Below are 26,061 nucleotides of genomic sequence, written 5' to 3' on the forward strand. Positions count from 1 at the left end.
GGGGCCTTGCCATTGCCGGTGCGGTGGTCGAGTTAGTCTGCGGGGAACATCACAGGCAGGGGATATGACATGACCGAGACCGACCGCCTCAGGGCCATCGCCGAAGCGCAACCCGAGTTTTCGCGGATGCTGGGCATTCGCCTGATCGAGGCCAGTCCCGAACGCGTGGTGATGGAATTGCCGGTCACGGCCGAGTTGTCGAATCGCAACGGGGTCATGCATGGCGGTGCCGTGCTGGGACTGACCGACAATACCGGAGGGACCGGCGCGTCGCTGAACCTCAAGGATGGCGAGAACACGACGACGCTGGAATCGAAGGTGAATTTCCTGCGCCCGATCCGTATCGGCGATCTCGCCCGGGCCACCGCGACACCGCTTCATATCGGCAGCACGACGCAGATCTGGGAAATCGTGGTGACGCGCGGCGATGGCAAGGTGGCCGCAAGGGTCACGCAGACGCAGATGACGATCCGCTGGAAAGACCCGGCTGAGGTCGCGAAGGGCTAGGGCTGCGGTCAGTTCGACGCGGGTTCCGGTTCAGCCAGTTCCGGCACCGGGCGGGCATCCTTCAGATGCGGAATGGCCGAGTAATCGCCGGTGCTGATGGCCTGGTAATAGACATCTACCTGGGCCATGCCATTCGCGTTCAGTTCCTGGAAGCGGCGACCGAAGCGCTCTCGTGCCAGTTCCTGCGTTGTCGAATCGCCGCCGGTATCGAGTTCCAGCGCATATTTGTAGAAGGCGACGGCCAGGGTCGAGATCTCGCCATCCGCATTGGGCTCGGCATAGAGCACGGCGAGGTTGACCGCGCAGAAATCCTGCGGGTCATGATCGAGGCAGGCGACGAGATAGTCGCGCGACAGGTCGCGATCATAAAGCGGGCTGTCGGTCTGCTGGTAGATATACCCGATATCTCCGGCGACCCAATCATATCCGCCGGACAGAGCGCGTTTGGCGGCGGCGAGTGCCTGTTCCGGGTCGGGGTCGACCCCGCGACCGCCAAGATACATGCGGAATTCCAGCATGTTTGCCTCTGGTTCGTCGCCGTAGTCGCGATAGCGGGCGACGACCTGCTGCAGGCGGTCCTTCGGGTCGCGGTCCGGCTGATCGAAAATATAGAAGTTCTGCACCAGCGACAGGATGTTCCAGCCGCCGTCATCGGCATTCAGGTCCAGCCCATAGAGCAGATAGGCCTCCAGGTCATCGGGCGGGAAACCGATGCTGTCCTTCACGGCAATCGCGAGATTGATGATCGCCGGCAGGAAATCGCGATCCGCCGCGACGCGATAGGCATCCGGTGCAAAGGGCGCGTCGTTCAACTCGCCGAATTCTTCCAGGTAGCCGCCGAGACGCATGAAGGTGAAGGGCTCGTCGCGCCCGGAACTGGCGGCTTTCAACAGGATATAAAGGCCCTTGCGATGGTCTTCCGGGTCGTCGCTTTCATAGATGAACGGGATCGCGCTGCGCGTCGCGCGATAGAATGTCTGCGTGTCGGTGGCAGATTCTGCCGCCGCCGCGGCCTCCTGCCCGAGGCGCTTGACTTCGGCGTCGTCGATTCCGGTTTCCAGCTTCGCCAGTGTCTTTTCGATCCAGCCGCGCAGCCCGGAATCGTCCCAGGGCGTGATCGGCGTGACCGGCAGCCGGGACAGGTCGGTGGGCGAGCCCTGGGGAATGCGCGCAAGCGTCGGGTCGGGGTGGCGAATGGCGGTGACCGTGGTGCTTGTCGTGTCGGGCCTGGCCTGAACGGCTGCCGGCTCCTGCGCGGGATCGGCCTCGCTGTCGGAACGGTCCAGGCTCAGCAGGACGATGCTGCCGGCAACGGCCAGGGTGCCAACGATGATCGGGGCGGAAAGCTTCATGGCAAAAAGGCTCAACCTGGAAACAATGGCCTGCAAGTTAGGGGAAACGCCGCGCAGGGGCAATGCGCGGCGGCTGAGAGTTGGGCTCAGGCCGCGACGGGCATCCGGGCCGGGGCCTCCTTGATCGGCAAATGAATCAGCGCCGAGAAGGCGCCGACGCCGACGCCGACCCACCAGACCAGCGTGTAATCGCCGAACCGGTCATAAAGCTCTCCGCCCAGCCAGACGCCCATGAACGAGCCGATCTGGTGCGACAGGAAGACGAAGCCGTAAAGCGTGCCCATGTAGCGCAGCCCATACATATAGGCGACCAGGCCCGAGGTCAGCGGCACCGTGGCGAGCCAGAGCGCGCCCATGACCAGGCTGAACAGCAGCACCGTGCCGGGCGTGATCGGGGTCATGATGAAGGCCGCCGAGGCGATGGTGCGCAGCGTATAGATCCCCGCCAGCAGGTATTTCTTGGTATAGCGCTTGCCGAGCCAGCCGGCGAAGATCGAGCCGGCGATATTCGCTGCCCCGATCACCGCGATGGCCCATGCGCCCAGCGCCGAGGTCGAGGTGATGCCCAGTGACGCAAGCAGGCTGCCCGGTGCGATCGGGCCGCACATCTCGGTCACCATGGCCGGGAAATGGGCGGTGATGAAGGCCAGCTGATACCCACAGGAGAAGAAGCCGGCGAAGATCATCAGATAGGACGGATCGCGGAAGGCGCGCTTCAGCACGCTGCCCATGCTTTCCTCCAGTTCGGAGGGCGAAGCGGGCTTGCCGCGCCCGAGCATGGGGATGAAGAGGATCATGGTCAGCGCGATGCCGGCGAAGACCAGGAAGACGCCCTGCCAGCCCATCAGGCTCAGCAGCCCCTCGGCCAGTGGCGCGCCGACGACCTGACCGGCGGACCCGGCGGCGGTGGCGATGCCAAGGGCGAGGCTGCGGTTCTCGTCGCTGGTGGCGCGGCCGACGACGGCCAGAATGACGCCGAAACCGGTGCCGGCGATGCCGAAACCGACCGCGACCTCCCATAGCTGCATCGCTTCGGGGGTTGTGGCCATGGTCGACATGACCAGACCGAAGGCATAGAGGATCGCGCCCAGGATGATCGCCCAGCGATCCCCCCAGCGTTCCGCCAGTGCGCCGAAGATCGGCTGGCCGATCCCCCAGGCGAGGTTCTGGATGGCGATGGCCAGCGAAAATTCCGCCCGCGGCCAGCCAAAGGTCTCCTGCACGGGGATCTGGAATACGCCGAAGCTGGCGCGCAGCGAGAAATTGATCAGCAGGATGATACAGCCCCCGATCAGGATCGGGGTCATAAGCTTCGACGATTGCGACATGACAGAAAACTCCGCTTCCGTGGCGCAGCTTTGGGCAAGCGTGCCGGGAAGGTCAAGCGCCGCCGTTTCGCGGCTTGCGGCTGGGCGCGGGCCGGCCTAGCCTTCCGAGGAAGGGGAGATAACGATGTACAAGGTCATCGGCACGCCGCAGACCCGCGCCTTCCGCGTCATCTGGATGCTGGAGGAGTTGGAACTGCCCTATGAGCTGGTCCCGGCCCCGCCGCGATCCGAGGGGGTGGTGGCGTTCAACCCCTCGGGCAAGGTGCCGGTGCTGATCGACAATGGCACGCCGATCACCGATTCGACGGCGATCCTCCAGTATCTCGCCGACAAGCATGGTCAGCTGACCCATCCGGCGGGGACGCTGGAACGCGCCCGGCAGGACAGTCTGACGCAATTCCTGCTGGATGAATACGATGCCGTGCTGTGGACCGCCGCGCGCCATACATTCGTGCTGCCCAAGGAATTGCGGGTCTCGGGCATCAAGGACACGCTGCGTTGGGAGTTTCAGCGCAGTCAGGAGATCCTGAAGCAGCGGGTCGGCGACGGGCCGTTTCTGATGGGCGAGGCGATGACGGTGCCCGATATTATCCTGACCCATTGCCTCGGCTGGGGTCTGGCGGCGCAATTTCCGATCAAGGAATGCTGGCTGGGCAATTACTGGGAAATCATGCGCAAGCGCCCGGCCTATCAGCGCGCCGAGGCCAGATAGCCCGCCGCCGCACGTCCCGCCCATCGCCCGGTGCCGAGGCTGTGGGTCAGAAGATAGCCGCCGGTCGGTGCCTCCCAGTCCAGCATTTCGCCTGTCGCGAAGATGCCTGGCAGGGCGCGAAGTTCCAGCCCGCCGGTCAGCGCATCCAGCCGGATGCCTCCGGCGGAAGAGATGGCGCGGTCGAGCCCCATCGGGCCAAGATGGCGGATCGGCAGGGACTTGGCGCGGCTGGCCCAGCCCTCGGCGCTGTCGGGCAGGGGCCGGCCCCATTCCAGCAGCAGCGCCACCTTGACCGGATCGTTCAGCACCCGGCGCAGCCAGTTGCCGATGGAGAGCTTGCCCTGCGGGCGGGCGAATCGTTGCGTCAGGATGCTCAGGTCCAGATCGGGGGCGAGGTCGAGCGTCGCTTCCGCCCCGTCGCGAATCGCGGCGGCGAGGGCGTAGATGCCGCCGCCCTCGACCCCGTGGCGCGAGATCACCCATTCGCCCCGGCTGATGCCGCCGGCATGGATCGCCGTGCCCTTCACCGGCTGGCCGAAGTGGCGGCTCATGGCCGGCGACCAGTCCATGCGCAGGCCCATATTGGCGGGCCGGAAGGGGGCGATACCGACGCCTTTGGCGGAAAGCCACGGCACCCATGCGGCGTCCGAGCCGAGCCTTGGCCAGCTTGCCCCGCCAAGCGCCAGAACGGTGGCCTGGGGGTGCAGAAGTCGTTGGCCCAGGGGCGTGTCGAAGATCAGCGCATCGCCGTTGAAACCCTGCCAGCGCCAGCGGCTGTGCAGGCTGACGCCAAGGGTCTGCAGCCGCAACAGCCAGGCACGCAGCAGCGGCGAGGCTTTCATGCCCCTTGGAAACACCCGGCCTGTCGAGCCGGTGAAAAACTCGATCCCCAGCCCTTGCGCCCAACCCATGACCTCTGCCGGGGTCATGGGCGCCGTGAAATATCCGGCTTCGGGCGGGGTGCCGGGGATCAGGTGGCGGGCGAAGGCCTCGGGCGCTTCGTCCTTCGTCAGGTTCAGGCCGGATTTCCCGGCCATCAGGAATTTGCGGGCCGGGGTCGGCATGGCCTCGGCGACGGTCACGGGATGGCCGGCGCGGGCAAGTTCCTCTGCCGCCATCAGCCCGGCGGGACCCGCGCCGATGACCAGTGCGCCGTTCACCGCGATCCGCGCGGCATCATCGCCAGCCGGATCAGCGCGCGTTCGATCAGCGCCATCTGCGGGGCGCGCGAGGAACTGCGCAGTTGCAAGTCGGTATCCAGCAGGTGATGCACGGCCTCTTCCAGATTGCGCATCCCCCAGCTTTGCGCCTGCCGGGCCATGCGGTCGCGGCGCGGCCCGAAGACCGGCGGGCGCTGCCGCGACAGCCCCGCCTGCGGCCCGCCCGGATCGGCGCTGGCCGCGTGGAGGGCGCGGAAATGGCGAAGTGCGGCGATGCAGAGCGTGACCGGGGCGATGCCCTGCGCCTCGATCCGGCGCATGAGCGCGCCGAAATCGTCGGCGCGGCCATCGGCCACCACGTCGATCAGCTGATCCACCTCGGCCTCGATGGTGGCCGGCGCCATGAGCGCGATTTCCGCAGGATTGAGCGGCTCGGGGTCGCCATGCTTGTAAAGCGCGATCTTCTCGACCGTCTGGCGGAAATCGCCGGGATCGAGCGCGCGCGACAGCGCCAGCAGATCGCGCATGGCGGCCTGCGGGACCTCGGTCAGCCCGGCCTCCTTGAGCCAGCGGGTGATCACCTCACCGCGGGGGGGGCGGTGAGGGGGCGGCGGGGTCGGGGGGGTGGCGGGGGGTGGGAAGAGCTTGCGGGGGGGGGAAGATTTCGCCACCCCGCCCGCCGTGACCACGATCACCGCATCGCCATGCGCCCAGTCCTGCAACGCCGCAGCAATGGCCGGGGCGGCGGCGTCGGGCGTGTCCTCGACCAGAACGACACGCTGGCCGGGGAAGAAGCCCACTTCCTTGATCGCATCCAGAACGAGGGCGGCGTCCTTCCGCAGATCGGCGCCGGGGATGCGGGTCAGGCGCATTTCTTCGTCGGCATTGGGGCCGGTCAGCGCCGCCACCGCCTCGGCCCGTTTCAGGGCGACGCGCATGGCGTCCTGGCCATAGATCAGCAGCGCCGGCCGGGTCGGGTCGGGCCTGGCCAGATAGCGGCCGATCTCGGCACCCTTGAGGATCATTGCACCGGCTTCGGCCCGGTCGCCAGCAGCCGGGTCACGACCTGATCGGCCAGCATGACCATCAGGCGTTCATGGGCATCGCGCTCCGCAGTCAGCGTGGCAATGGTGGTGCCGATGGCGGAATAGCTGGTGAAGCTGGACACGCGGCCCTGGGTAATCACCGCGCCCGAGGCGAGATCGGTCAGCGCGAAATCCACGGTGCCGTTCAGCGAATAGCGCGTGGTCACGTCGTCGGGGGTGATTCCCTGCGCGACCGAGGCCGTGGTCAGCCGGTAATTCAGCGCATAGCTGGCCGCCTGTTCGGGGCCGAGCCGTTCCGACAGGTGCCGGTTCAGCGCGAATCCGTCGATATCCTCGGGCTCGCGCAGCTGGACGCGGCCATAAAGCGCGGTGCCGGCGCCATTGGGGCCGAAGGCCGGCGTCATCTCGCAGGCGGCGAGCAGGGCCAGCGTGCCAAGGAATGCCGCGCGGCGGGAGAGGCTATGCCACGACATTGACGATCCGCCCCGGCACCACGATCAGTTTCTTCGGCGCCGCCCCGTCGAGGAAACGCAGCACGGTATCGTCGGCCAGCACCAGCGATTCGATGTCTTCCTTCGACATGGTCTTCGGCACCGAGATCTCGGCCCGGCGCTTGCCGTTGATCTGGATCGGCAGGGTCACCGAATCGTCTTCCAGCAGCGCCGGATCGGCTTTCGGCCATGCCGCGTCCACGACCAGACCCTGACCGCCTGCCTTGGCCCAGATCTCCTCGGCCAGGTGCGGAACCATCGGGGCCAGAAGCTGGGCCATGATCCGCAGCACCTCGGCCCGGGCCGCACCGCCGGCGCTGGATTTGCCGATGGCATTGGCGAGCTCATAGAGTTTCGCCACCGCCTTGTTGAAGGCGAAGCCCTCGATGGCTTTGGTGACATCGGCGATGGCGCGATGGGCGGCGCGCGTCAGGTCCGCGTCTTCGCCCCCCTCCGGGGATTCGTCGGCCAGCCGCCAGACCCGCGACAGGAACTTGTTCGCGGCTTCGGCCCCGGCCGAGGTCCATTCCACGTCGCGTTCGGGCGGGCTGTCCGAGAGCATGAACCAGCGCGCGGTATCGGCCCCGAAATCGGCGATGATATTGACCGGATCGACGACGTTCTTCTTGGATTTCGACATCTTGGCCGAAGGCACGATCTCGACCGGGGTGCCGTTCTTCAGCTTTCCGTCGATGACGTCCTCGGGCAGGTGATAGACCGGGCGATCCCTGTCGTCGCGGGTCATGTAGATCTCATGCGTGACCATGCCCTGCGTGAAAAGCGCGTCGAAGGGCTCGATCGCCTTGGCGGGCAGGTGGCCGGTCTTTTCCATCGCCCGGGCGAAGAAGCGGGAATAGAGCAGGTGGAGAATCGCGTGCTCGATCCCGCCGATATACTGGTCCACGTTCATCCAGTAATCGGCGTCCGCGCGCTCGGTCGGCGTGGCCGCATGGGGGCTGGTGAAGCGGGCGTAATACCAGGACGAATCGACGAAAGTGTCCATCGTGTCGGTCTCGCGCGTGGCCGCGCCGCCGCAGACCGGGCAGGTGGCCTGACGCCATGTCGGGTGCCGGTCGAGCGGGTTGCCGGGCACGTCGAAGGTTACGTCCTGCGGCAGCAGCACCGGCAGGTTCTGCTTGGCTTCCGGCACGGTGCCGCATGTCGCGCAATGCACCACCGGAATCGGGCAGCCCCAGTAACGCTGGCGCGAGATACCCCAGTCGCGGAGGCGGAATTTCGTCACGCCCTCGCCCCAGCCCTGCTGTTCCGCGACGGCAATGGCCTCGGGCACGGCCTGATCGCCGGTCTGGTCAGCGGGGCCGGCAAAGCCGCGCACATAGGTCACGGTCTCGGTCTTGGCCGGAACGTAAGGCGCCTTGGCGACGAGCGCGTCGGCCTGTGCCATGTCCATGCCCTTCTCGCCGAAGGTGGCGCGAATCGGCAGGCCGTATTTGCTGGCGAATTCGTGGTCGCGCTCGTCATGGGCGGGGCTGCCGAAGATCGCGCCGGTGCCGTAATCCATGAGCACGAAATTCGCGATCCAGACCGGTAGTTTCCATGCCGGATCAAGCGGATGCGTGACCGTCAGCCCGGTGTCGAAGCCCATCTTGGGCGCGGTTTCGATGGCTTCCTCGGTGGTGCCGATGCGGCGGCATTCCTCGACGAAAGCGGCAACCTTCGCGTCCGATTCGGCCAGATGCCTGACCAGCGGATGATCGGGCGAAAGGGCCACGAAGCTTGCCCCCATCAGCGTGTCAGGGCGGGTGGTATAGACCTCGATCCGGTCGAACCCTGCGGGCGCGTTCACGGTGGCAAAGCGGAATTGCAGCCCGCGCGACTTGCCGATCCAGTTCTGCTGCATCAGCCGGACCTTCTCCGGCCAGCCTTTCAGGCTGTCGATGGCCTCCAGCAGTTCCTCGGCATAATCCGAGATGCGGAAGAACCATTGCGTCAACTCCTTGCGCTCGACCGGGGCGCCCGAGCGCCAGCCCTTGCCGTCGATCACCTGTTCATTGGCCAGCACGGTCATGTCGACCGGGTCCCAGTTCACCTGCGCCGATTTGCGGGTGATCAGCCCGGCATCGAGCATGTCCAGAAACAGCGCCTGCTGCTGGGCGACGTAATCGTCGTCGCAGGTGGCGAATTCGCGGCTCCAGTCGATGGAGAGACCCAGCGGCTTCAGCTGGTCCTTCATTGTGGCAATATTGCCATAGGTCCAGTCGCGGGGATGGCCGCCCTGTTCCATGGCGGCGTTCTCGGCCGGCATCCCGAAAGCGTCCCAGCCCATCGGATGCAGCACCGAAAAGCCCTGCGCGCGCTTGAACCGCGCCACCACGTCGCCCATCGTGTAATTGCGCACATGGCCCATATGGATGCGCCCCGACGGATAGGGGAACATCTCCAGCACGTAATATTTCGGGCGTTCGTCCCGCACGGCGCGGAAGCTTTCGGCATCGGCCCAGGCCTTCTGCCAATGCGGTTCGCTGGTCGCGGGGGAATAGGTCATGACGGCTCCGGGCGTGTAGGTTGCCCGGAGGGTTTAACGCCGCCGCGCGGCTTGGTCCAGAAGCGCTTACAGCTTGCCGTCGGCCACGCGCAACTGGCGGGCGCGGGTCAGGATCGCATCCTCGACCGCCTGCACGGTGCCGGGCGCCACCGCGCCGCCGCCCGAGCTTTGCAGCGACAGTTTCAGCGAACGCGCATCCAGCGCCGGATCGGTGATATGGACCGTGGCGCGATAGGCGCGACCGCCGCCGGGAGGCGTGCCATAGCCGGTGACGATGACGCCGGTGAACGGGTCGATGGACTGGATCGGCAGGAAGTTCAGCACGTCGAGGCTGGCATTCCACAGGTATTTGTTGACGGCCACCACCTTGTTCGAATCGTTATTGTTGCTGAACAGGTCCCAGATTGTCGATTCGCGGCGTTCCTGAGTGCGGGTCGTCTGCTGGTTGTTCGATCCGCCGAACATGCCGCCACCGCCACAGCCCGCCACCGAAAGGGTCAGCGCGAGTGTCGCGGCGGCACGGAACGCAAAACGGGTCATGGCACTGTCCTTATATAGTACGTTGCCCGCTTGTGGCGCGGGGCCTTGCCGCTCATTAGCGCGGATCGGGCGGGGCGGACAAGCTTTTCCCTAATCCGCTCAAATCCGGGGCGTTCACCGCGGTGTGACCAATGTGCACCACAAATGGGCCAATCCCGCAAAGCCGGCGGCGTTTTAATTGCATTGCCAGGCCGAACGAGCGACACATCGTCCATACCCAACGGCGGATAGTGCCTTTGGGGCCCACCACCGAGAGACAAGAGGGAACATCATGAAAAAGGTTCTGTTTGCGACCACCGCGCTCGTCATGACCGCTGGCTACGCTGCCGCTGAAGTCGCAGTGAGCGGCGACGGCCGCATGGGTCTGCGCTATGAAAGCGACACCGGCTACTACATGGACGACAATGCTAACGGCATCAACGATGCTGACAGCTCCTGGAACGTCATCAACCGTGTCCGCGTCAAGTTCACGCTGAGCGGCGAATCGGACGCTGGCCTGTCCTTCGGCGCGCACCTGCGTTCGGACCAGCATGCCAATGCTGGCGACAACAACTCCGCCACCTCCGGCGACATCTGGATCTCGGGTGCCTATGGCAAGCTGATGATCGGTGATATCGACTCGGCGATGGAAAAAGCTGTTGGCGACCTGCCGGAAGTCGGTCTGTCGGGCCTCGATTACTGGAACGAATTCGCCTATGTCGGTTCGGAAGAAGTCGATGGCGACGGCGGTGTTCTGTATGAATACAGCATCAACAACTTCAACCTGTATGCCTCGTTCTTCGACGGCTACTATGGCAACACCGACAATGATCGCGACACCCAGACCTGGTCGCTTGGCGTCGGCTATGACATGGGCAACTACACCTTCGGTCTCGGCTACACCAAAGCCGATTACACCATCAACCCGTTCACCATCGGCGACGATGGCGAGTTCACCGCTCTGATCGGCCCGCTGGGCTTCGACTCGGACTCGGAAGTCTGGGGTCTGTCGGGTGGCATGGTTTACGGTGGCTTCACCTTCAAAGCCGCTTACATGGACACCGACTCGGATGACGACAATCTGGACTACAGCCAGTATGGTCTGGGCGCCGAGTACGACATGAACAATGGCGTGGCGCTGACCGGCTTCTACCGCAAGAACGACTTCGACAATATCGACCTGGACGGCGATGCCTTCGGTATCGGTGCTTCCTACGACCTGGGCGGCGGCGCCACCCTCAAGGGCGGTATCGTTGACGCTTCGATCGACGCTGGCAGCGAAAGCTTCGACAACACCCTGGCCGACTTCGGTATCTCGTTCAACTTCTGATCCTCTGATCGGATGAACTTCCGGAAAGAGCGGGCCTTGCGCCCGCTCTTTTCTTTTGTGAGTTTCGCGCCATGGGATTGAGTGACATCAGGGCGCGCATGCGCGCGGCAGAACGGGCGGCAGGCCGGCCCGAGGGCGCGGTTACGCTGATCGCGGTCAGCAAGGTGCAGCCGAACGCGCGGGTCGAGGCGGTGTTGGACGAAGGTCAGCGCATCTTCGGCGAGAATTACGTGCAGGAAGCACAGGGCAAATGGCCGGACTGGCGCGCGCGCTTCCCGGATGTGGAACTGCACATGATCGGGCCGCTGCAATCGAACAAGGCGCGGGCGGCGGTGGGGCTGTTCGATGCCATCCACACGCTCGACCGAATGTCGCTGGCGCGCAAGCTGGCCGCCGCGATCGAGGCCGAGGGGCGGGCGCCCGCGCTGTTCGTGCAGGTCAATACTGGGGACGAGCCGCAGAAGGCCGGGATCCTGCCCGATGAACTGCCGGGCTTCCTGGCGCAGGCCCGGGGGCTTGGCCTGACCCCGCAAGGGCTGATGTGCATCCCCCCGGAAGCCGAGCCGGCGCGGCCGCATTTCCGGCTGCTGCGCGAGTTGGCCGAGGCCGAGGGGCTGGGCCAGCTCTCCATGGGGATGAGCGGCGATTTCGAGGATGCGATTGCCGAGGGCGCGACCCATATCCGCGTCGGCAGCGCGATCTTCGGGGCGCGGGATTACGCGCGTTAGACGCGCGTTTCCGGGGCGCTGCCCCGGATGTGCAGGTATTTGGGCACCGAAGACGGAACGATCAGCCTGGTTCCCGGTGCGGCATTCGCGGCCAGCCAGATCAGGTGGCGGCGGCCCATGGCGATACAGCCGGCGGTGGCATAACCGGGGCGGCGCCACTGGTGCAGGAAGATGGCCGATCCCTTGCCGGGCTTGGCCTCGGGCCAGTTCCAGTTAGTGGTCAGGACGATGTCGTAAAGCGGGTCGGCGCGGCGCAGGCGCTCGTGGCTGGCGTCAAGCGGGGCGCGGGCGTGGCGGTTATAGGCCGGGTGGCCGGTCTCGTCGCACCAGAGATCGCCGGGGCCGATGGGCCTCGCCCAAGGCGCGGGTGCGGGCAGGCGGTCGGGGCGATACCAGCATTCGGCAATCAGGTGCTGTCCGGCGGGGGTGGTGCCGTCGCCCTCGCGCTTGGCGCAGGCAACGCCGCCCCGGCCGATGCTGCAGGGGATGTGGCGGCCCCGGAAGTCCAGACCGCGCGGGGTCAGCGAGATGGCATCCCTCACAGCAGATGCCCGGATTTTTCGGCTTTGGTCGCCAGATAGGCGCGGTTGAAGCGGTTGCTGGGCAGGATCAGGGGCACGCGCTCGGCCACCTCGATGCCATGGGATTGCAGCATCGCCACCTTGCGCGGGTTGTTGGTCAGCAGCCGCACCCGCGAGAAACCCATGTCGCGCAGCATCCCGGCACCGATGCGGAAATCGCGCTCGTCATCCTCGAAGCCCAGCCGGTGATTGGCCTCGACCGTGTCGAAGCCCTGATTCTGCAGGGCATAGGCGCGCATCTTGTTGGCCAGCCCGATGCCGCGCCCCTCCTGGTTCAGGTAAAGGAGGACGCCGGCATTCTGCTGGCCCATCGCATCGAGGGCTGCGTGCAGCTGCGGGCCGCAATCGCATTTCAGGCTGCCCAGCACATCGCCGGTGAAGCAGGCCGAATGCAGCCGCACCAGCGGGGTGCCGTCGCGGGGCGGGGTGCCGATCTCGACGGCGTAATGTTCTACCCCGCCATCCTGGGGGCGGAAGATATGCAGGCCGGACTGTTCCGATGCGGCCAGCGGCAGGCGGGCGGCGGCGACCGGGTGCAGCACGGCTTCGGCGGCGAGCGTTTCGATGACGGCGGTGGCGGGCAGCATCGGCAGGGCAGGCTCGCGCGCCTCGATCATCAGCATGGCGGGCAGAAGGCGCGCGGATTTCGCCAGCAGGATGGCCGCCATCTGCGGAGCGGTCCCGCCGCCGCGCAGGGTCTGGAACGGGCCCTTCATCGGCGTCATCAGGTCGGCCGACGGGTCGGCCACGGCGCGCAGCCAGCCGAGATCGGCATCATTGGGGACCTCGATCCGGGCCAGATCGCCGTCATAGGCGCGCGCCTTCAACGTCTCGGCCCGGCGCGCGGTGATCGCCAGTTGCGGACGCCCCAGCGCGCGGATCGCCGCCAGCCGGTCGGGCCGCAGCGTTTCCACCGAGGCGGCGATCCAGCCGTCGATCTGCACCGCGAGGCCCATGCGAAGCTCGGCCCGGGCGCGGAAAATCTGTTCTTCGAGGGTCGGAAGCAGGCTCATCTTGAAACAAACTGAAACATTTCGAGGCTCGGCGACAAGAGCGCGTGAGGATTTCGTAACATGGCTGGACGCAGGCCGGGACGCAAGTCAGCTTGCCATCAAAGAGCATTTCTGGAGGCAAGAACATGGCCGGACTGAAGAAAATTCTGCTGGTGGACGACGAGGAAGACCTGCGTGAGGCCCTGGCCGAGCAACTGGTCGCAACCGAGGATTTCGACGTTTTCGAGGCCGGAAGCGGCGCCGAGGCGGTCGAGCGGACCAAGGGCGCGATCTTCGATCTGGTGGTGCTGGATGTGGGCCTGCCCGATACCGATGGGCGCGAGCTGTGCAAGCGGCTGCGCAAGCAGGGGGTCAAATGTCCCGTGGTCATGCTGACCGGGCACGATACCGATGCCGACACCATCCTCGGGCTCGACAGCGGCGCGAACGATTATATCACCAAGCCGTTCAAGTTCCCGGTGCTGCTGGCCCGGCTGCGCGCGCAGCTGCGCACGCATGAGCAGTCCGAGGACGCGGTCTTCCAGCTTGGCCCCTATACGTTCAAGCCGGCGATGAAGATGCTGATCGACGAGAAGGACCGCAAGATCCGCCTGACCGAGAAGGAAACCAATATCCTGAAGTTCCTTTACCGCGCGCAGGATGGGGTCGTGGCCCGCGACGTGCTGCTGCACGAGGTCTGGGGCTATAATGCCGGGGTGACGACGCATACGCTGGAGACCCACATCTACCGGCTGCGTCAGAAGATCGAGCCGGATCCCTCGAACGCGCGGTTGCTGGTCACCGAAAGCGGCGGATACCGGCTGATCGCCTGAATCTGAGCGAGCCGCCCGGAACCGGGGCGGTGGGCGCGGGTTATGCCGACGAAGCCCAGTGGTTCGGGGATGCGGCCACGCTCTCTGTCTCGATCGACCCCCGGTTATTCGCCGGGGGTCTTTCCTTTTGTGGTCGGCACGCTGTGGCGCGCCTAGCCGATGGCCTGGTCGCGGGTCTCGGTGCGGACCAGCACGAGCGCGAGCGCCGCCAGCACCAGCAGCGCCGCGAAGACGCCGATGGCGAAGCCGAAGCCCTTGGCGAAGGCGAAGGTCAGCAGCGTCGGTGCGAAGATCCCGCCAAGCCGCGCCACCGCCGAGGCCGTGCCCATGCCGGTGCCGCGCAGGTTGGTCGGGTAAAGTTCCGGCGTGAAGGCGTAAAGCGCCCCCCAGCAGCCGAGAAGCGCGAAGCTCATCACGATCAGCGAGGCGGCGACGAGCGCCGGGTTCATCGACAGAGTGAACAGGAAGCAGGCGAGGGCCGACAGCAGCAGGAAGCCCATCAGCGTCGGCCGACGTCCCCAGCGTTCGACGCCGTAAGCCGCAAGCGCATAGCCCGGCACCTGTGCCAGCGCCAGGATGACGAGGAAGCCGTAACCGCGCACCCAGCCCATGCCCTCGTTCGCGAGCCAGCCGGGCACCCAGACGAAGACCCCGTAATAGGACAGCGAGACGAGGAACCAGACCGCGAGGATGCCAAGCGTCGGCATCAGCAGCGAACCGGCGAAGATCGAGTTCGGTGCGCCTTCGGAGGGGGCGCTCAGCACCAGTTCGGTATCGGCGGGCAGGGGCTTTGCGCCATTGGCCTTCAGCACCCGGTTGATCACCGACAGGGCGCGGTCGGGCTGGCCGGATTTCAGCAGATACATCGGCGATTCCGGCACCCAGAGGCGCAGGAAGATGCCGATCACCGCCGGCAGCGCGGCGACGAAGAAGATCCAGCGCCAGGGGGCGGCGGCGCCCTGACTGGCGGCGATCCAGGCGGTCACGGCGACGACGATGGTGCCGATGGCCCAGAAGCCTTCGAGTGCCACCAGCCAGCGGCCCCGGTTCTTCGGCGGCAGGAACTCGGCCATCATGGCGTAATCGACGGGCAATGTGCCGCCCACGGCGACGCCGGTCAGGAAGCGGAAGGCCAGCAGGATCTGGAAGCTGGGCGCGAAGACCGAGGCGAGGCCGAAGACCGCATCCGCCAGCACCGTCAGCAGCAGTACATTGCGCCGCCCGACCCGGTCGGCGACGCGCCCGAAGATGAAGGCACCGACGAACATGCCAAGGAAGAAGAGCGTGCCGATCTGCAGCGCGGTCCCGCGTTCCAGCCCGAAGGTCGCCATGATCGAGGGTGCGGCGAAGCCCACGGCGATGACCTGCATCGCATCGGCGGCCCAGACCAGCCCGAAAATCCCCAGAAGGCGTTTCTGGAATCGACCCGCGCCGCCCTGAGCCAGCGCCTCGTCAATCGTCATTCGCATGGGTCTCTCCCGCTTCGGTTGTGCCCTTCTAGCGGGCATGTCTGGCGGGGCAAAGGCTATTCTCGCCACCCTCGACAGTCAGGGAATGTGTCGCTAGGCTCCGCGCTCCGACAGAAAGGCCGTTCATGTTTACCATTGCCACCTGGAATATTAACTCGGTCCGGCTGCGCGCGGGACTGGTTGAGCGTCTGCTGCGCGAGGAAGCGCCCGATATTCTGTGCCTGCAGGAGATCAAATCGCCGGTCGACAAGGTTCCGCTGGAAGGCTTTGCCGCGCTCGGCTACCGCCACATGGTGGCGCGCGGGCAGAAGGGCTATAACGGCGTGGCGATCCTGTCGCGCCTGCCGCTGGAGGATGCCGGCGACCGCGATTATGCCGGGCTCGGCCATGCCCGCCATGTCGCCGCGCGGCTGGAGAATGGCGTCACCGTTCATAACTTCTATGTTCCGGCAGGCGGCGATATTCCCGACCGCGAGCAGAACGAGAAATTCGGCCAGAAGCTCGATTTCCTGACCGAGATGCGCGACGTGTTCCATGCCGACAGGCCCGCGCGCTCGATCATGGTCGGCGATCTGAACATCGCCCCGCGCGAGGATGACGTGTGGTCGCACAAGCAGCTTCTGAAGATCGTCAGCCATACGCCTGTCGAGGTCGATCATCTGGCCGAGGTGCAGGAGGCCGGAAAATGGGTCGACATCACCCGCAAGGACATCCCCGAGGGGCTGCTTTACAGCTGGTGGTCCTATCGCGCCAAGGATTGGGACGCCGCCGACAAGGGCCGGCGGCTGGATCACGTCTGGGCCACGCCCGACATCGCGGCTGCCGCCCATTCCAGCCGCATCCTGCGTCCGGTGCGCGGGTGGGAACAGCCCTCGGACCATGTTCCGGTCTTCGCGAGCTTCGATCTCTGACCCCTTTCACCGCGCTGCCCGACGCCCCATATTTGCCCCAGACAGGAATTCGAGGATCAGATGGCTGAGATGCTGATAGGACAAGGTGCCGCGCCGGCGCCGGGCGAGATCATCAAGGACGTGACCGAGGCCACATTCATGGCCGATGTCATCGAGAAGTCGATGGAGGTGCCGGTCATCGTCGATTTCTGGGCGCCGTGGTGCGGGCCCTGCAAGACGCTCGGTCCGGCGCTGGAGGCCGAGGTGGTGAAGGCCAAGGGCCGCGTGGTCATGGCCAAGGTCAATGTCGACGAGAACCAGATGATCGCCGGTCAGCTGCGCGTGCAGTCGATCCCGACGGTCTTCGCCTTCTACAAGGGCCAGCCGGTCGATGCCTTCCAGGGCGCGCTGTCGGCCAGCGAGATCAAGAAATTCATCGACAAGCTGACGGCGCTGTCGGGCGACGATGGCGGCTTGGGCGAGGCGCTGGAAGCGGCCGAGGCGATGCTGGCCGAGGGTGCCTTCGACGATGCCGCCGAGACTTTCGAGGCGATCATCGGTGAAGAGGCCGAAAATCCCGAAGCCTGGGGCGGCCTGCTGCGCGCGCTTCTGGCCGGCGGCAAGGCCGATCAGGCGGCAGCTATCTTGGAAACCGTCCCCGCCGCCATCGCCAGATCGGCCCCGGTCGAGGCGGCGCGGGCGCAGTTGCAACTGGCCCGTCAGGCCGAAAACGCCGGTCCGCTGGACGAGTTGCGCACCAGGGTCGAGGCCGACCCGGCCGACAATCAGGCACGTTTCGACTATGCCACCGCGCTTCATGCCGCCGGTCAGGTCGAGGAAGCCGTGGACCAGCTTCTGGAAGCCTTCCGCCGCGACCGCGACTGGAACGAGGGCGCCGCCAAGGCCCAGCTCATCACCATTTTCGATGCGCTGACGCCGACCGATCCGATCGCGCAGAAGGGGCGGCGCCGGCTGTCCAGCCTGATCTTCGCATGAGCGGGCGCGCCGCCTTCGATCTTCCCGATACGCTGCCCCTTTTCGTCTTGCCGGGTGCGGTGCTGATGCCGCGCACCCGGTTGCCGCTGAACATCTTCGAGCCGCGCTATCTGCAGATGATCGACGACGCCCTGCGCACCCCGCACCGGATGATCGGGCTGATCCAGCCGCTCGACGAGGGCGGCGAGATGCTGGCCCATGTCGGCTCGGCCGGACGGATCGTGGGCTTTGCCGAGCAGGATGACGGGCGCTACCTGATCTCTCTGGGGCAGGTCTCGCGGTTTCGGCTGATGGATGCCGAGGAAGGCTTTCACCCCTATCCGACCGGCCATGCCGACTGGACCGGGTTCGAGGCCGATGGCGGCGAGGGCGAGGACGATCCCGACTGGAACCGGGACACGTTCATGGACCTGATGCGGCGCTATATGGACGAGCACTCGCTGTCTACCGACTGGGACGAGGCTGGCGATGCCGGGCCGGAACTGCTGGTCAATTCGCTGTCCATGGCGCTGCCGCTGGAACTGCAGGACAAGCAGGCACTGCTGGAGGCCGAGACCCTGCCGGAACGCCGGGTGTTGCTGGAAGGGCTGATGGAATACGACCTGCGCCACGGCGCCAATGACGAGGTGATGCAATGACCGACGCGAAGGCCCCGGAATTCGACCGCCACATGCTGGAAGCCCTGGTCTGTCCGGTCACCCATGGCACGCTGAGTTACGACGCCGCCCGGCAGGAGCTGGTCTCGAAAACCGCCGGCCTCGCCTTTCCGATCCGCGCCGGCATCCCGATCATGCTGATCGACGAGGCCCGGCAGCTGAAGGCGGATTAAAGCGGCTGTCCCGCCAGCAGGCGCGGCATCGGTTGCTGGGTCAGCCCGGCGGCCTGTCGCATGAAGCGGCGGCGCAGCGCCGGCACCGCGTTGACCGCGCCCATGCCAAGGCCGCGCGCCGCGCGCAGCAGCGGGTTATCATTTGAAAACAACGTGTTGACGCTGTCCATGCCAAGCGCCAGCGCGGTCGAATCGAAGCGTCGCCAGCCCTGATAGCGGTCCAGCGTGGTGGCGAAGCCGATATCCTCGCCATTGCGGGCGGCATCGACCAGGCATTCCGCCAGCGCCCCCACATCGCGCAGCCCGAGGTTCAGCCCCTGTCCGGCAATCGGGTGCACGCCATGGGCGGCATCTCCGATCAGCGCCACCCGCTCGGCCACGTAATCGCGGGCCAGCGTCAGGTTCAGCGGATAGGAAAAGCGCGGGCCGGCCAGCTCGATCCGGCCGGTGATCCCGTGGATATGCGGCGACAGGACCTCAAGAAAGGCCTCGTCCGACAGTGCGGCGATGGCCGTGGCCCGGCTGCGGGTCAGTGACCAGACGATGGAAGAACGGTTCTCGCGCAGCGGCAGCACCGCCAGCGGGCCGGTCGGCAGGAAGATCTGATGGGCCGCGCCTTCATGCGGGATCTCCTGGCTCAGCGCGGCGACTAGCGCGGTCTGGCCGTAATCCCAGCCGGTGCGGGTAATGCCGGCGCGTTCGGCGACACCCGAACGCCGCCCGTCGGCCCCGACCAGCAGCCGCGCCCGCAGGCTACGCCCGTCCGACAGCGCGACGGTGATCCCGCCCGCATCGGCGGCCTGCCCGGTCACCAGCGTCTCGGGGATATGGGTCAGCCGTTCCGGCATGGCGGCAATCAGCGCACGATAAAGGAAGCGATCTTCCAGCATCTGGCCCAGCACGCCTTCCTCGATCTCGGCACTGTCGAAGAACAGCCCGAGCGGCGAGATATCCTCGCCGCGACCCTGCCGGGCGATGACCCTGGTGATGGGCTGGGCGGTCGGTGCCAGCCCCTGCCACAGCCCGATGCCGCGCAGCAGATGCACCGATGACAGCGCCAGCGCATAGGCGCGGCCGTCGAAATTGTCCGAAGCCCGCGCCCGCGCCGGGGCCGCGTCCACGACGGCCACGCGCATCCCCGCATCCGCCAGCGCCAGTCCGAGCGCCGGGCCGTTCAGCCCGCCCCCGGCAATCACCACGTCGAATTCATTATCCATGGCGGCGATCCTACGCCCGGCCCGGCGCCGCGTCCATGCGGCAAAAGCGATAGACGGGGCGGGCGGCTGCGATTAGCTTCGCGGGGAAACAAGGGGGATCACGGGCATGGATTGGCTGACCGGCACGGCAAGCGAACAGGGGCGGGCGATTCTGGCGGGGCTGGTCTCTCCGGTGGATCTGACCGATGCCTGTCTGGAGGCGATTTCGCGCCATCCCGAACGCGACCGGATCTTTGCCCGGCTGACCCCGGAGCGCGCCCGTTCCGAGGCCATCGCCGCCCATGACCGCGCCCGTGCCGGGCTGCGGCGCGGACTTCTGGACGGTGTCCCGCTCAGCTGGAAGGACAATATCGACAGTGCCGGCACCGCGACCGAGGCCGGATCGGCGCTGCTGAAGGGCCGGGTGCCGGATCGCGATGCGGTGGTGCTGGCCAATGCCGATCAAGCCGGGCTCGTGTGCCTCGGCAAGACCCATATGACCGAACTGGCCTTCAGCGGGCTGGGTCTGAACCCGATCACGGCCACCCCGCCCAATGCGCTCGATCCGGCGCTGGCACCGGGCGGGTCGAGTTCCGGTTCTGCCGTTTCGGTGGCGCTCGGGCTGGCTTCGGCCAGTATCGGCTCCGATACCGGCGGCTCGATCCGGCTGCCGGCGGCGTGGAACGGGCTGGTGGGCTTCAAGCCGACGCCGGGGCAGGTGCCGATGACGGGCGTGGTGCCGCTGTGCCCGCGTTTCGACGTGGCCGGCCCGCTGGCCCGCAGCGTCGAGGATTGTGCCGAGCTTTTTGCCGCCATCACCGCCCGGCCCGCGCCCGACCTGACCGATGCGCGACCGGCGGGGCTGCATCTGCTGGTGCTGGACGGGGTGCCCTTCGACGCCGCGCGCGAGGCCCCCGTCGCCGCCTTCGAGGCGGCGGTGGATCGCCTTGGCCGTGCTGGCGTCCGCATCAGCCGCGCCGCGCCGGCCATGCTGGCCGAGGTCATGGCGCTGGCACCGACGCTCTTCGCGCCCGAGGCTTACGGCACCTGGGCCGCCCATATCGAGGATGCGCCCGAGGCGATGTATCCGCCGATCCTGAACCGTTTCCGCGCCGGGCGCGAGGTTTCGGCCCCGGATTACGTCGCCGGCTGGCAGACGCTCGACCGGCTGCGGGGCCTCTGGGCCGAGACGGTGGCGGGTTTCGACGCCGTGATCCTGCCTAGCTGCCCGATCCTGCCCCCCGACCGCGAGGCTTTGCTGGCCGATGCCGATTTCTTCGCCTCGGAAAACCTGCTGACCCTGCGCAATACCCGGATCGGCAATCTTCTGGGCCTGCCGGCGATCAGCCTGCCGACCGCGCGCCCGGCCTGCGGGATCATGGCCATGGGCCCGGCGGGGGGCGATCTGGCGCTTCTGCGTGTCGCCCATGCCATGGAAGCGGCGCTTTCGGCCTAAGCCGACTGGACGGACGGGCAGCGTTTCTGTAATCTCCAGTCATAACGGGGCGATACGACCCCGACTGAGAGGCAGTCATGGCAATACCCGAGCGGTTCTCGAACCTGCCGGAATACGCGTTTCCGCGCCTGCGGGCGCTCCTCGCCGGAATCGAACCCGGTGGCGAGCCGATGGTGATGACCATTGGCGAGCCGCGTCACCCCATGCCCGCTTTTGTCGCCCCGATCATGGCCGAGAGCATTGATCTCTTTGCGAAATATCCTTCGAACGAAGGTACGCCGGCGCTGCTGGAAGCGATCTCGGGCTGGATCCGTCGCCGCCACGGGATCGAGGTCGGGCCCGAGCGGCTGATGGCCCTGAACGGCACCCGCGAGGGGCTGTTCAACGCGGCCCTTGCGCTTGCGCCCGAACACAAGAACGGCGCGCGCCCGGCGGTGCTGGTGCCGAACCCGTTCTATCAGGTCTATGCCGTGGCCGCCGCCGCCGTAGCTGCCGATCCGGTTTTCGTGCCGGCCGGTCCCGAGACCGGCTTTCTGCCCGATTATGCCGGGCTGGACCGGGCCACGCTGGACCGCACGGCGATTGCCTATCTGTGTTCGCCGGCCAATCCGCAGGGCGCGATTGCCGGCGAGGATTATCTGGAAACCCTGATCGCACTGGCTGACAGACACGATTTTCTGGTCTTTGCCGACGAATGCTATTCCGAGATCTATCGCGACGCCCCGCCGCCCGGCGCCCTGGCCGTGGCTACGCGCATGGGTCTGGCGGATCGGGTGGTGATGTTCAACTCGCTGTCGAAGCGGTCGAACCTGCCCGGGCTGCGCTCGGGCTTTGCGGCGGGAAGTGCGGCGAATATCGCCCAGATGCGGCGTCTGCGCAGCTATGCCGGCGCGCCCCTGTCGCTGCCGGCGCAGGCCGTCAGCGCCGCCGCCTGGGCCGACGAGGGGCATGTGCAGGACAGTCTTGCGCTCTACCGGCGCAAATATGCCGTGGCCGACCGGGTCCTGGGCAATGTGCCCGGCTATCGCGGCCCCGAGGGCGGCTTCTTCCTGTGGCTTCCGGTCGAGGATGGCGAGCAGGCGGCCAAGCAATTGTGGCGCGAGGCCGGCATTCAGGTGCTGCCGGGCGCCTATCTGTCGCGCGAAGTGGCGGGCGAAAATCCCGGTCGGGGCTATATCCGCGTCGCCCTGGTGGCGGGCGAAAGTGAAACCGAACAGGCGCTCAGCCGCCTGAAAGACGTGATTTATAAAGAGGGCAGGTGAATGGCGAGCTGGCAGGCGAAGGGGCGCGATCCGCTTTTCGATCAGAATACCCAGGCGGCGCTGGAACGGCGCGGCAAGGAATTGATCGGCGCCGGGCTGGTGGTGCTGGCGGCGGTTCTGGCCATGGTGCTTTACAGCTGGTCGCCCGACGATCCCAGCTTCCTGGCCGCGACCGATCAACCGCCGGTCAACCTGCTGGGCCGTTTCGGGGCCTATCTGGCCGCGCCGCTGATGATGATCGCCGGCTACGGTGCCTGGGGGCTGGCGCTCGGGTCGCTGGTCTGGGGCCTGCGCCTGATGCTGCACAAGGGCGAGGACCGGGTCATGCGCGCGGTTTTCCTGCCCATCGCCGTGGCGCTGGGTTCGGTCTATTGCGCCTCGATGGTGCCGCCCTTCGGCTGGGACGAGAACTTCGGTCTCGGCGGGCATTTCGGCGACATGATGATGGGCGGGCTGATGGCGGTTCTGCCCTTCGGGCCGGCGGCCTCGCTGAAGATCGGCGCGCTCATGATGGTGGTCGGTGCGATTGGCTTCTATGGCTTCGTTCTGGGCTTCGACATGGCCGAGGCGCGGCGGCTGGCGCGCTGGCTGGCGACCGGGCTGGTCACCGCCTATGACGGGCTTCTGCGCCTGCTGGGCAAGGGTGCCGTCGGTGCCATGGGTGCCGCGCAGGGCTTGAAGGCCCGCGCCGCCGAGCGCCGCGCCCAGCCCGAGATTGATGCCGAACCGGGCAACGCGCCGAAGCGCGGCCTGTTCCGTCGCCGTTCCCAGCCCGAAGAATGGGAGGACGAGGGCGAGCTGGTCGAGCCAGAGGCCCATGACGCCACCGCGCCGTCCTCGGATGAGGTGTCGGCCCGGATCACCGATGTGATCTCGAAGCGCGGCGGCAGCCTGCTGAGTTCGGTCACCCAGCGGCTGAATGCCAATCGGCAGGACGTGATGCTGGACGGGCCCGAGGATGAGGACGAGGCCATCGAGCCCGCCGATCCGCATCCTTTCGGTGCCGCCACCGCCCGCCTTGTCACGCCGGTGAAGAAGCCCGCCGCACCGTCGCGTCAGGCCCAGGCCGAGGCCCAGCCCTCGCTGCGCTTCGACGATAGTTTCAGCGATTTCGAATGCCCGCCGCTGTCGCTTCTGACGGCGGAGGCGACGATTCAGCGCCACCAGCTGTCCGATGAGGCTTTGGCGGAAAACGCCCGGATGCTGGAAGCGGTGCTGGACGATTACGGCGTCAAGGGCCAGATCACCGCCGTTCATCCCGGCCCGGTGGTCACGCTTTACGAACTCGAACCCGCGCCCGGTCTGAAGGCCAGCCGGGTGATCGGGCTCTCGGACGATATCGCGCGTTCGATGTCGGCGCTGTCGGCGCGGGTTTCGACCGTGCCGGGCCGCACCGTGATCGGGATCGAACTGCCGAATGCGCGCCGCGAGAAGGTGCTGCTGCGCGAGATCCTGTCGGCGAAATCCTATGGCGATGCCTCCTATCCGCTGCCGCTTGCGCTCGGCAAGGATATCGGCGGCGGCCCGGTGGTCGCGAATCTCGCCAAGATGCCCCACCTGCTGATCGCCGGGACCACGGGTTCGGGTAAGTCGGTGGCGATCAACACCATGATCCTCAGCCTGCTTTACAAGCTGACGCCGGACGAATGCCGGCTGATCATGATCGACCCGAAGATGCTGGAACTGTCGGTCTATGACGGCATCCCGCATCTGCTGTCCCCGGTCGTGACCGACCCGAAGAAGGCGGTTGTCGCCCTGAAATGGGTCGTGGCCGAGATGGAAGAGCGTTATCGCAAGATGTCCAAGATGGGCGTGCGCAATATCGAGGGCTATAACGGCCGCGTCCGCGAGGCGCAGGCCAAGGACGAGATGTTCAAGCGCACCGTCCAGACCGGCTTCGACGAGGACACCGGCGAGCCGATCTTCGAAACCGAGGAATTCCAGCCCGAGACCTTCCCCTATATCGTCGTCATCGTCGACGAGATGGCCGACCTGATGATGGTCGCCGGCAAGGAGATCGAGGCCTGCATCCAGCGTCTCGCACAGATGGCACGGGCCTCGGGCATCCACCTGATCATGGCGACGCAGCGGCCTTCGGTCGATGTCATCACCGGCACGATCAAGGCGAACTTCCCGACCCGGATTTCCTTCCAGGTCACCTCGAAGATCGACAGCCGTACCATCCTGGGCGAACAGGGGGCTGAGCAATTGCTGGGTCAGGGCGACATGCTCTATATGGCCGGCGGATCGAAGATCACCCGCGTCCATGGGCCGTTCGTTTCGGATGAAGAGGTCGAGGAGGTGGTGAACCACCTGAAATCCTTCGGCCCGCCCAGCTACAAGTCCGGCGTGGTCGATGGCCCCGAGGACGAGGTGGCGGGCGATATCGACGCCGTTCTGGGCCTTGGCAATTCGGCCGATGGGGACGACCAGCTTTACGATCAGGCGGTGATGATCGTCGCCAAGGACCGCAAATGCTCGACCTCCTATATCCAGCGCAAGCTGGCCATCGGCTATAACAAGGCCGCCCGCATCGTCGAGATGATGGAGGATCAGGGCGTCGTCAGCAGCGCCAACCATGTCGGCAAGCGCGAGGTGTTGGTGCCCGAGATCTGATCAGTCCGTGAACAGCCTCACATATGGGCTGTACTGGAACACCCTGTTGCGCCTCTGTCCGGTCATCTCGTTGACCAGGCCGAGATCCTCCAGTTGGCGCGTAAGGGTGTTCGCGGCCTGCGGCGATATCTTCAGGAACTCGGCCACGTTCGCGACCGTGAAAATCGGGCGCTGATACAGCGATTCCAGGAAGCGCAGACCGTTCGCGGCACCCTTTCCAAGGCTGTCGATCAGGCTTTCCCGGTGCGTCTCGCGCATATTCACGATCAACCTGGCAGTTTCCGTCGCCTCATTTGCCACTTCGGCAATGCCGGTTAGGAAGAACTTGATCCAGCTTTCCCAGTCGCCTTCGCTGCGTGTGGCCTGCAGGAGGTCATAATATCGCGCCCGATGCTGCTTCAGGTAATGCGACAGATACAGGACCGGCCTTTGCAGCGCCTCTTGCTCGCATAGAATGAAGGTTATCAACAGCCGTCCCATGCGGCCATTTCCGTCAAGAAATGGGTGCAGGGTTTCGAAATGGGCATGAATCAGGCCGATGCGGATCAGCAAGGGGATCCTGTCGTCGGCATGTAGGTATTTCTCAAGCTCACCCAACAGGCGAAGCAGTTCGGACGGGGGCGGGGGCACAAAACTTGCGCTGCGCAGTGTGGCGCCGGCGGGGCCGATCCAGTTCTGCGTCCTGCGAAACTCGCCCGGCGTGGCGTGTTGCCCTCTGACCCCTTGCATGAGCTTGGCGTGGATCTCGCGGATCAACCGCAACGAGACCGGCAACTCGTCAAGCCGCGCCAGCCCGAAGTTAAGCGCGGTGACATAGTTGATGATTTCTTCCGTGTCATTGGGCCGGGTGGGGTCAAATATCTGCGCCTCGACTTCCAGAATGTCCCCCAGCGATGCCTGTGTACCCTCGATCTGGGACGACAGGACCGCCTCCTTGCGCACATACATGAAGACGAACAGATCGGGGTTCGGCAGGGACTGGACCGAGCCATCCAGGCGTCCCAATGCCCGATCGGCACGCGACAGCAGGTGATGCATCTCGTCATCGAAGGTGATGGGCGGATTAGGTGGCAGGTCGAACGGAATAAATGCCGTATAGCCGTCGATCTGTCTTTGGTACTGACCAGCAGTGCGCTTTATATGCTTGGCCATGAAGAATAATCTCACATAAGAAAGCGGACTTGCATTCGATGCCATGCCTGTCGCCTATAATCAACTGGCACTTGATTATAAAATGGGGTCTGGGTGCATTAATCCAGCCA

24 protein-coding genes are annotated in these 26,061 nt (G+C 66.0%); 12 read left to right on the plus strand and 12 right to left on the minus strand.

Annotated elements, in window-relative coordinates; all coding sequences use genetic code 11:
* Positions 1–69: 69 nt before the first annotated feature.
* Complete coding sequence (locus Q0330_RS14215; protein ID WP_299480697.1) at positions 70–507, plus strand: PaaI family thioesterase; 438 nt, start codon at positions 70–72, stop codon at positions 505–507.
* Between the two features lie 8 nt (positions 508–515).
* Here the strand turns inward: Q0330_RS14215 and Q0330_RS14220 are convergent, their stop codons facing one another.
* Positions 516–1,859, minus strand: coding sequence for a hypothetical protein (locus tag Q0330_RS14220; RefSeq protein WP_299480700.1), 1,344 nt, complete (start codon positions 1,857–1,859; stop codon positions 516–518).
* An 86-nt stretch (positions 1,860–1,945) separates the two neighbouring features.
* Positions 1,946–3,187, minus strand: a complete 1,242-nt coding sequence (locus tag Q0330_RS14225; protein ID WP_299480703.1) for an MFS transporter — start codon at positions 3,185–3,187, stop codon at positions 1,946–1,948.
* A gap of 124 nt (positions 3,188–3,311) precedes the next feature.
* Here Q0330_RS14225 and Q0330_RS14230 point away from each other — a divergent pair, with 124 nt between their 5' ends.
* Positions 3,312–3,899, plus strand: coding sequence for a glutathione S-transferase family protein (locus Q0330_RS14230; protein WP_299480706.1), 588 nt, complete (start codon positions 3,312–3,314; stop codon positions 3,897–3,899).
* On the opposite strand, the gene Q0330_RS14235 is transcribed toward Q0330_RS14230, so the two are convergent.
* From Q0330_RS14235 to Q0330_RS14255, 5 genes are all read right to left on the minus strand, one after another.
* A complete protein-coding gene (locus Q0330_RS14235) occupies positions 3,878–5,059 on the minus strand; it encodes a TIGR03862 family flavoprotein (RefSeq protein WP_299480708.1) in 1,182 nt (393 codons plus the stop codon). The genes Q0330_RS14230 and Q0330_RS14235 overlap by 22 nt on opposite strands.
* Entirely contained in the window at positions 5,056–6,084 is a 1,029-nt protein-coding gene (gene holA, locus Q0330_RS14240) for a DNA polymerase III subunit delta (RefSeq protein WP_299480710.1), read from the minus strand. The genes Q0330_RS14235 and holA overlap by 4 nt, the downstream gene beginning before the upstream one ends.
* A complete protein-coding gene (gene lptE, locus Q0330_RS14245; protein WP_299480713.1) occupies positions 6,081–6,578 on the minus strand; it encodes an LPS assembly lipoprotein LptE in 498 nt (165 codons plus the stop codon). The genes holA and lptE overlap by 4 nt, the downstream gene beginning before the upstream one ends.
* A complete protein-coding gene (gene leuS / locus Q0330_RS14250; RefSeq protein WP_299480716.1) occupies positions 6,565–9,102 on the minus strand; it encodes a leucine--tRNA ligase in 2,538 nt (845 codons plus the stop codon). Before leuS ends, lptE begins: the two co-directional genes overlap by 14 nt.
* Before the next feature lie 66 nt (positions 9,103–9,168).
* Positions 9,169–9,642 carry a DUF3576 domain-containing protein gene (locus Q0330_RS14255; protein WP_299480719.1) on the minus strand — a complete coding sequence of 158 codons (474 nt, stop codon included), beginning with the start codon at positions 9,640–9,642 and terminating at the stop codon, positions 9,169–9,171.
* A gap of 271 nt (positions 9,643–9,913) precedes the next feature.
* Between Q0330_RS14255 and Q0330_RS14260 the strand changes: the two genes are divergently transcribed.
* Together Q0330_RS14260 and Q0330_RS14265 are read left to right on the plus strand one after the other, a co-directional pair.
* A complete protein-coding gene (locus Q0330_RS14260) occupies positions 9,914–10,951 on the plus strand; it encodes a porin (RefSeq protein WP_299480722.1) in 1,038 nt (345 codons plus the stop codon).
* A 71-nt stretch (positions 10,952–11,022) separates the two neighbouring features.
* A complete protein-coding gene (locus Q0330_RS14265) occupies positions 11,023–11,679 on the plus strand; it encodes a YggS family pyridoxal phosphate-dependent enzyme (RefSeq protein WP_299480724.1) in 657 nt (218 codons plus the stop codon).
* Here the strand turns inward: Q0330_RS14265 and Q0330_RS14270 are convergent.
* Both Q0330_RS14270 and ribA read right to left on the minus strand, forming a co-directional pair.
* On the minus strand, positions 11,676–12,221 hold the full coding sequence (locus Q0330_RS14270) for a L,D-transpeptidase family protein (RefSeq protein WP_299480727.1): 546 nt from the start codon (positions 12,219–12,221) through the stop codon (positions 11,676–11,678). The two genes, Q0330_RS14265 and Q0330_RS14270, sit on opposite strands and share 4 nt — an antisense overlap.
* Positions 12,218–13,273 (minus strand): GTP cyclohydrolase II, encoded by a 1,056-nt coding sequence (gene ribA / locus Q0330_RS14275; RefSeq protein ID WP_299480729.1) that lies wholly within the window; start codon positions 13,271–13,273, stop codon positions 12,218–12,220. Before ribA ends, Q0330_RS14270 begins: the two co-directional genes overlap by 4 nt.
* 125 nt (positions 13,274–13,398) lie before the next feature.
* Here ribA and Q0330_RS14280 point away from each other — a divergent pair, with 125 nt between their 5' ends.
* A complete protein-coding gene (locus Q0330_RS14280) occupies positions 13,399–14,085 on the plus strand; it encodes a response regulator transcription factor (RefSeq protein ID WP_299480732.1) in 687 nt (228 codons plus the stop codon).
* 152 nt (positions 14,086–14,237) lie between these two features.
* On the opposite strand, the gene Q0330_RS14285 is transcribed toward Q0330_RS14280, so the two are convergent.
* Positions 14,238–15,554, minus strand: a complete 1,317-nt coding sequence (locus Q0330_RS14285) for an MFS transporter (protein WP_299480735.1) — start codon at positions 15,552–15,554, stop codon at positions 14,238–14,240.
* 125 nt (positions 15,555–15,679) lie between these two features.
* On the opposite strand from Q0330_RS14285, the gene Q0330_RS14290 reads away from it, so the two are divergent.
* The 4 genes from Q0330_RS14290 to Q0330_RS14305 all read left to right on the plus strand — a co-directional run bounded on the left by Q0330_RS14290 (position 15,680) and on the right by Q0330_RS14305 (position 18,269).
* Entirely contained in the window at positions 15,680–16,465 is a 786-nt protein-coding gene (locus tag Q0330_RS14290; protein ID WP_299480738.1) for an exodeoxyribonuclease III, read from the plus strand.
* Between the two features lie 69 nt (positions 16,466–16,534).
* Positions 16,535–17,440, plus strand: a complete 906-nt coding sequence (locus Q0330_RS14295; protein ID WP_299480805.1) for a co-chaperone YbbN — start codon at positions 16,535–16,537, stop codon at positions 17,438–17,440.
* Positions 17,437–18,078: an LON peptidase substrate-binding domain-containing protein gene (locus Q0330_RS14300; protein WP_299480741.1), complete on the plus strand. Its 642-nt coding sequence runs from the start codon at positions 17,437–17,439 to the stop codon at positions 18,076–18,078. Before Q0330_RS14295 ends, Q0330_RS14300 begins: the two co-directional genes overlap by 4 nt.
* Positions 18,075–18,269 (plus strand): Trm112 family protein, encoded by a 195-nt coding sequence (locus Q0330_RS14305; protein WP_299480744.1) that lies wholly within the window; start codon positions 18,075–18,077, stop codon positions 18,267–18,269. The genes Q0330_RS14300 and Q0330_RS14305 overlap by 4 nt, the downstream gene beginning before the upstream one ends.
* Here Q0330_RS14305 and Q0330_RS14310 read toward each other — a convergent pair.
* Positions 18,266–19,486, minus strand: a complete 1,221-nt coding sequence (locus Q0330_RS14310) for a UbiH/UbiF/VisC/COQ6 family ubiquinone biosynthesis hydroxylase (protein WP_299480747.1) — start codon at positions 19,484–19,486, stop codon at positions 18,266–18,268. The genes Q0330_RS14305 and Q0330_RS14310 overlap by 4 nt on opposite strands.
* 106 nt (positions 19,487–19,592) lie before the next feature.
* Here Q0330_RS14310 and Q0330_RS14315 point away from each other — a divergent pair, with 106 nt between their 5' ends.
* The 3 genes from Q0330_RS14315 (at position 19,593) to Q0330_RS14325 (ending at position 24,799) form a co-directional block, all read left to right on the plus strand.
* Positions 19,593–20,921: an amidase family protein gene (locus tag Q0330_RS14315; protein ID WP_299480750.1), complete on the plus strand. Its 1,329-nt coding sequence runs from the start codon at positions 19,593–19,595 to the stop codon at positions 20,919–20,921.
* Between the two features lie 77 nt (positions 20,922–20,998).
* Positions 20,999–22,183, plus strand: coding sequence for an aminotransferase class I/II-fold pyridoxal phosphate-dependent enzyme (locus Q0330_RS14320; protein WP_299480753.1), 1,185 nt, complete (start codon positions 20,999–21,001; stop codon positions 22,181–22,183).
* On the plus strand, positions 22,184–24,799 hold the full coding sequence (locus Q0330_RS14325; protein WP_299480756.1) for a DNA translocase FtsK: 2,616 nt from the start codon (positions 22,184–22,186) through the stop codon (positions 24,797–24,799).
* On the opposite strand, the gene Q0330_RS14330 is transcribed toward Q0330_RS14325, so the two are convergent.
* Positions 24,800–25,951 (minus strand): Fic family protein, encoded by a 1,152-nt coding sequence (locus Q0330_RS14330; protein WP_299480759.1) that lies wholly within the window; start codon positions 25,949–25,951, stop codon positions 24,800–24,802.
* Positions 25,952–26,061 lie beyond the last annotated feature (110 nt).

The organism is uncultured Paracoccus sp. (genome assembly GCF_937873615.1).
GTDB lineage: Bacteria > Pseudomonadota > Alphaproteobacteria > Rhodobacterales > Rhodobacteraceae > Paracoccus.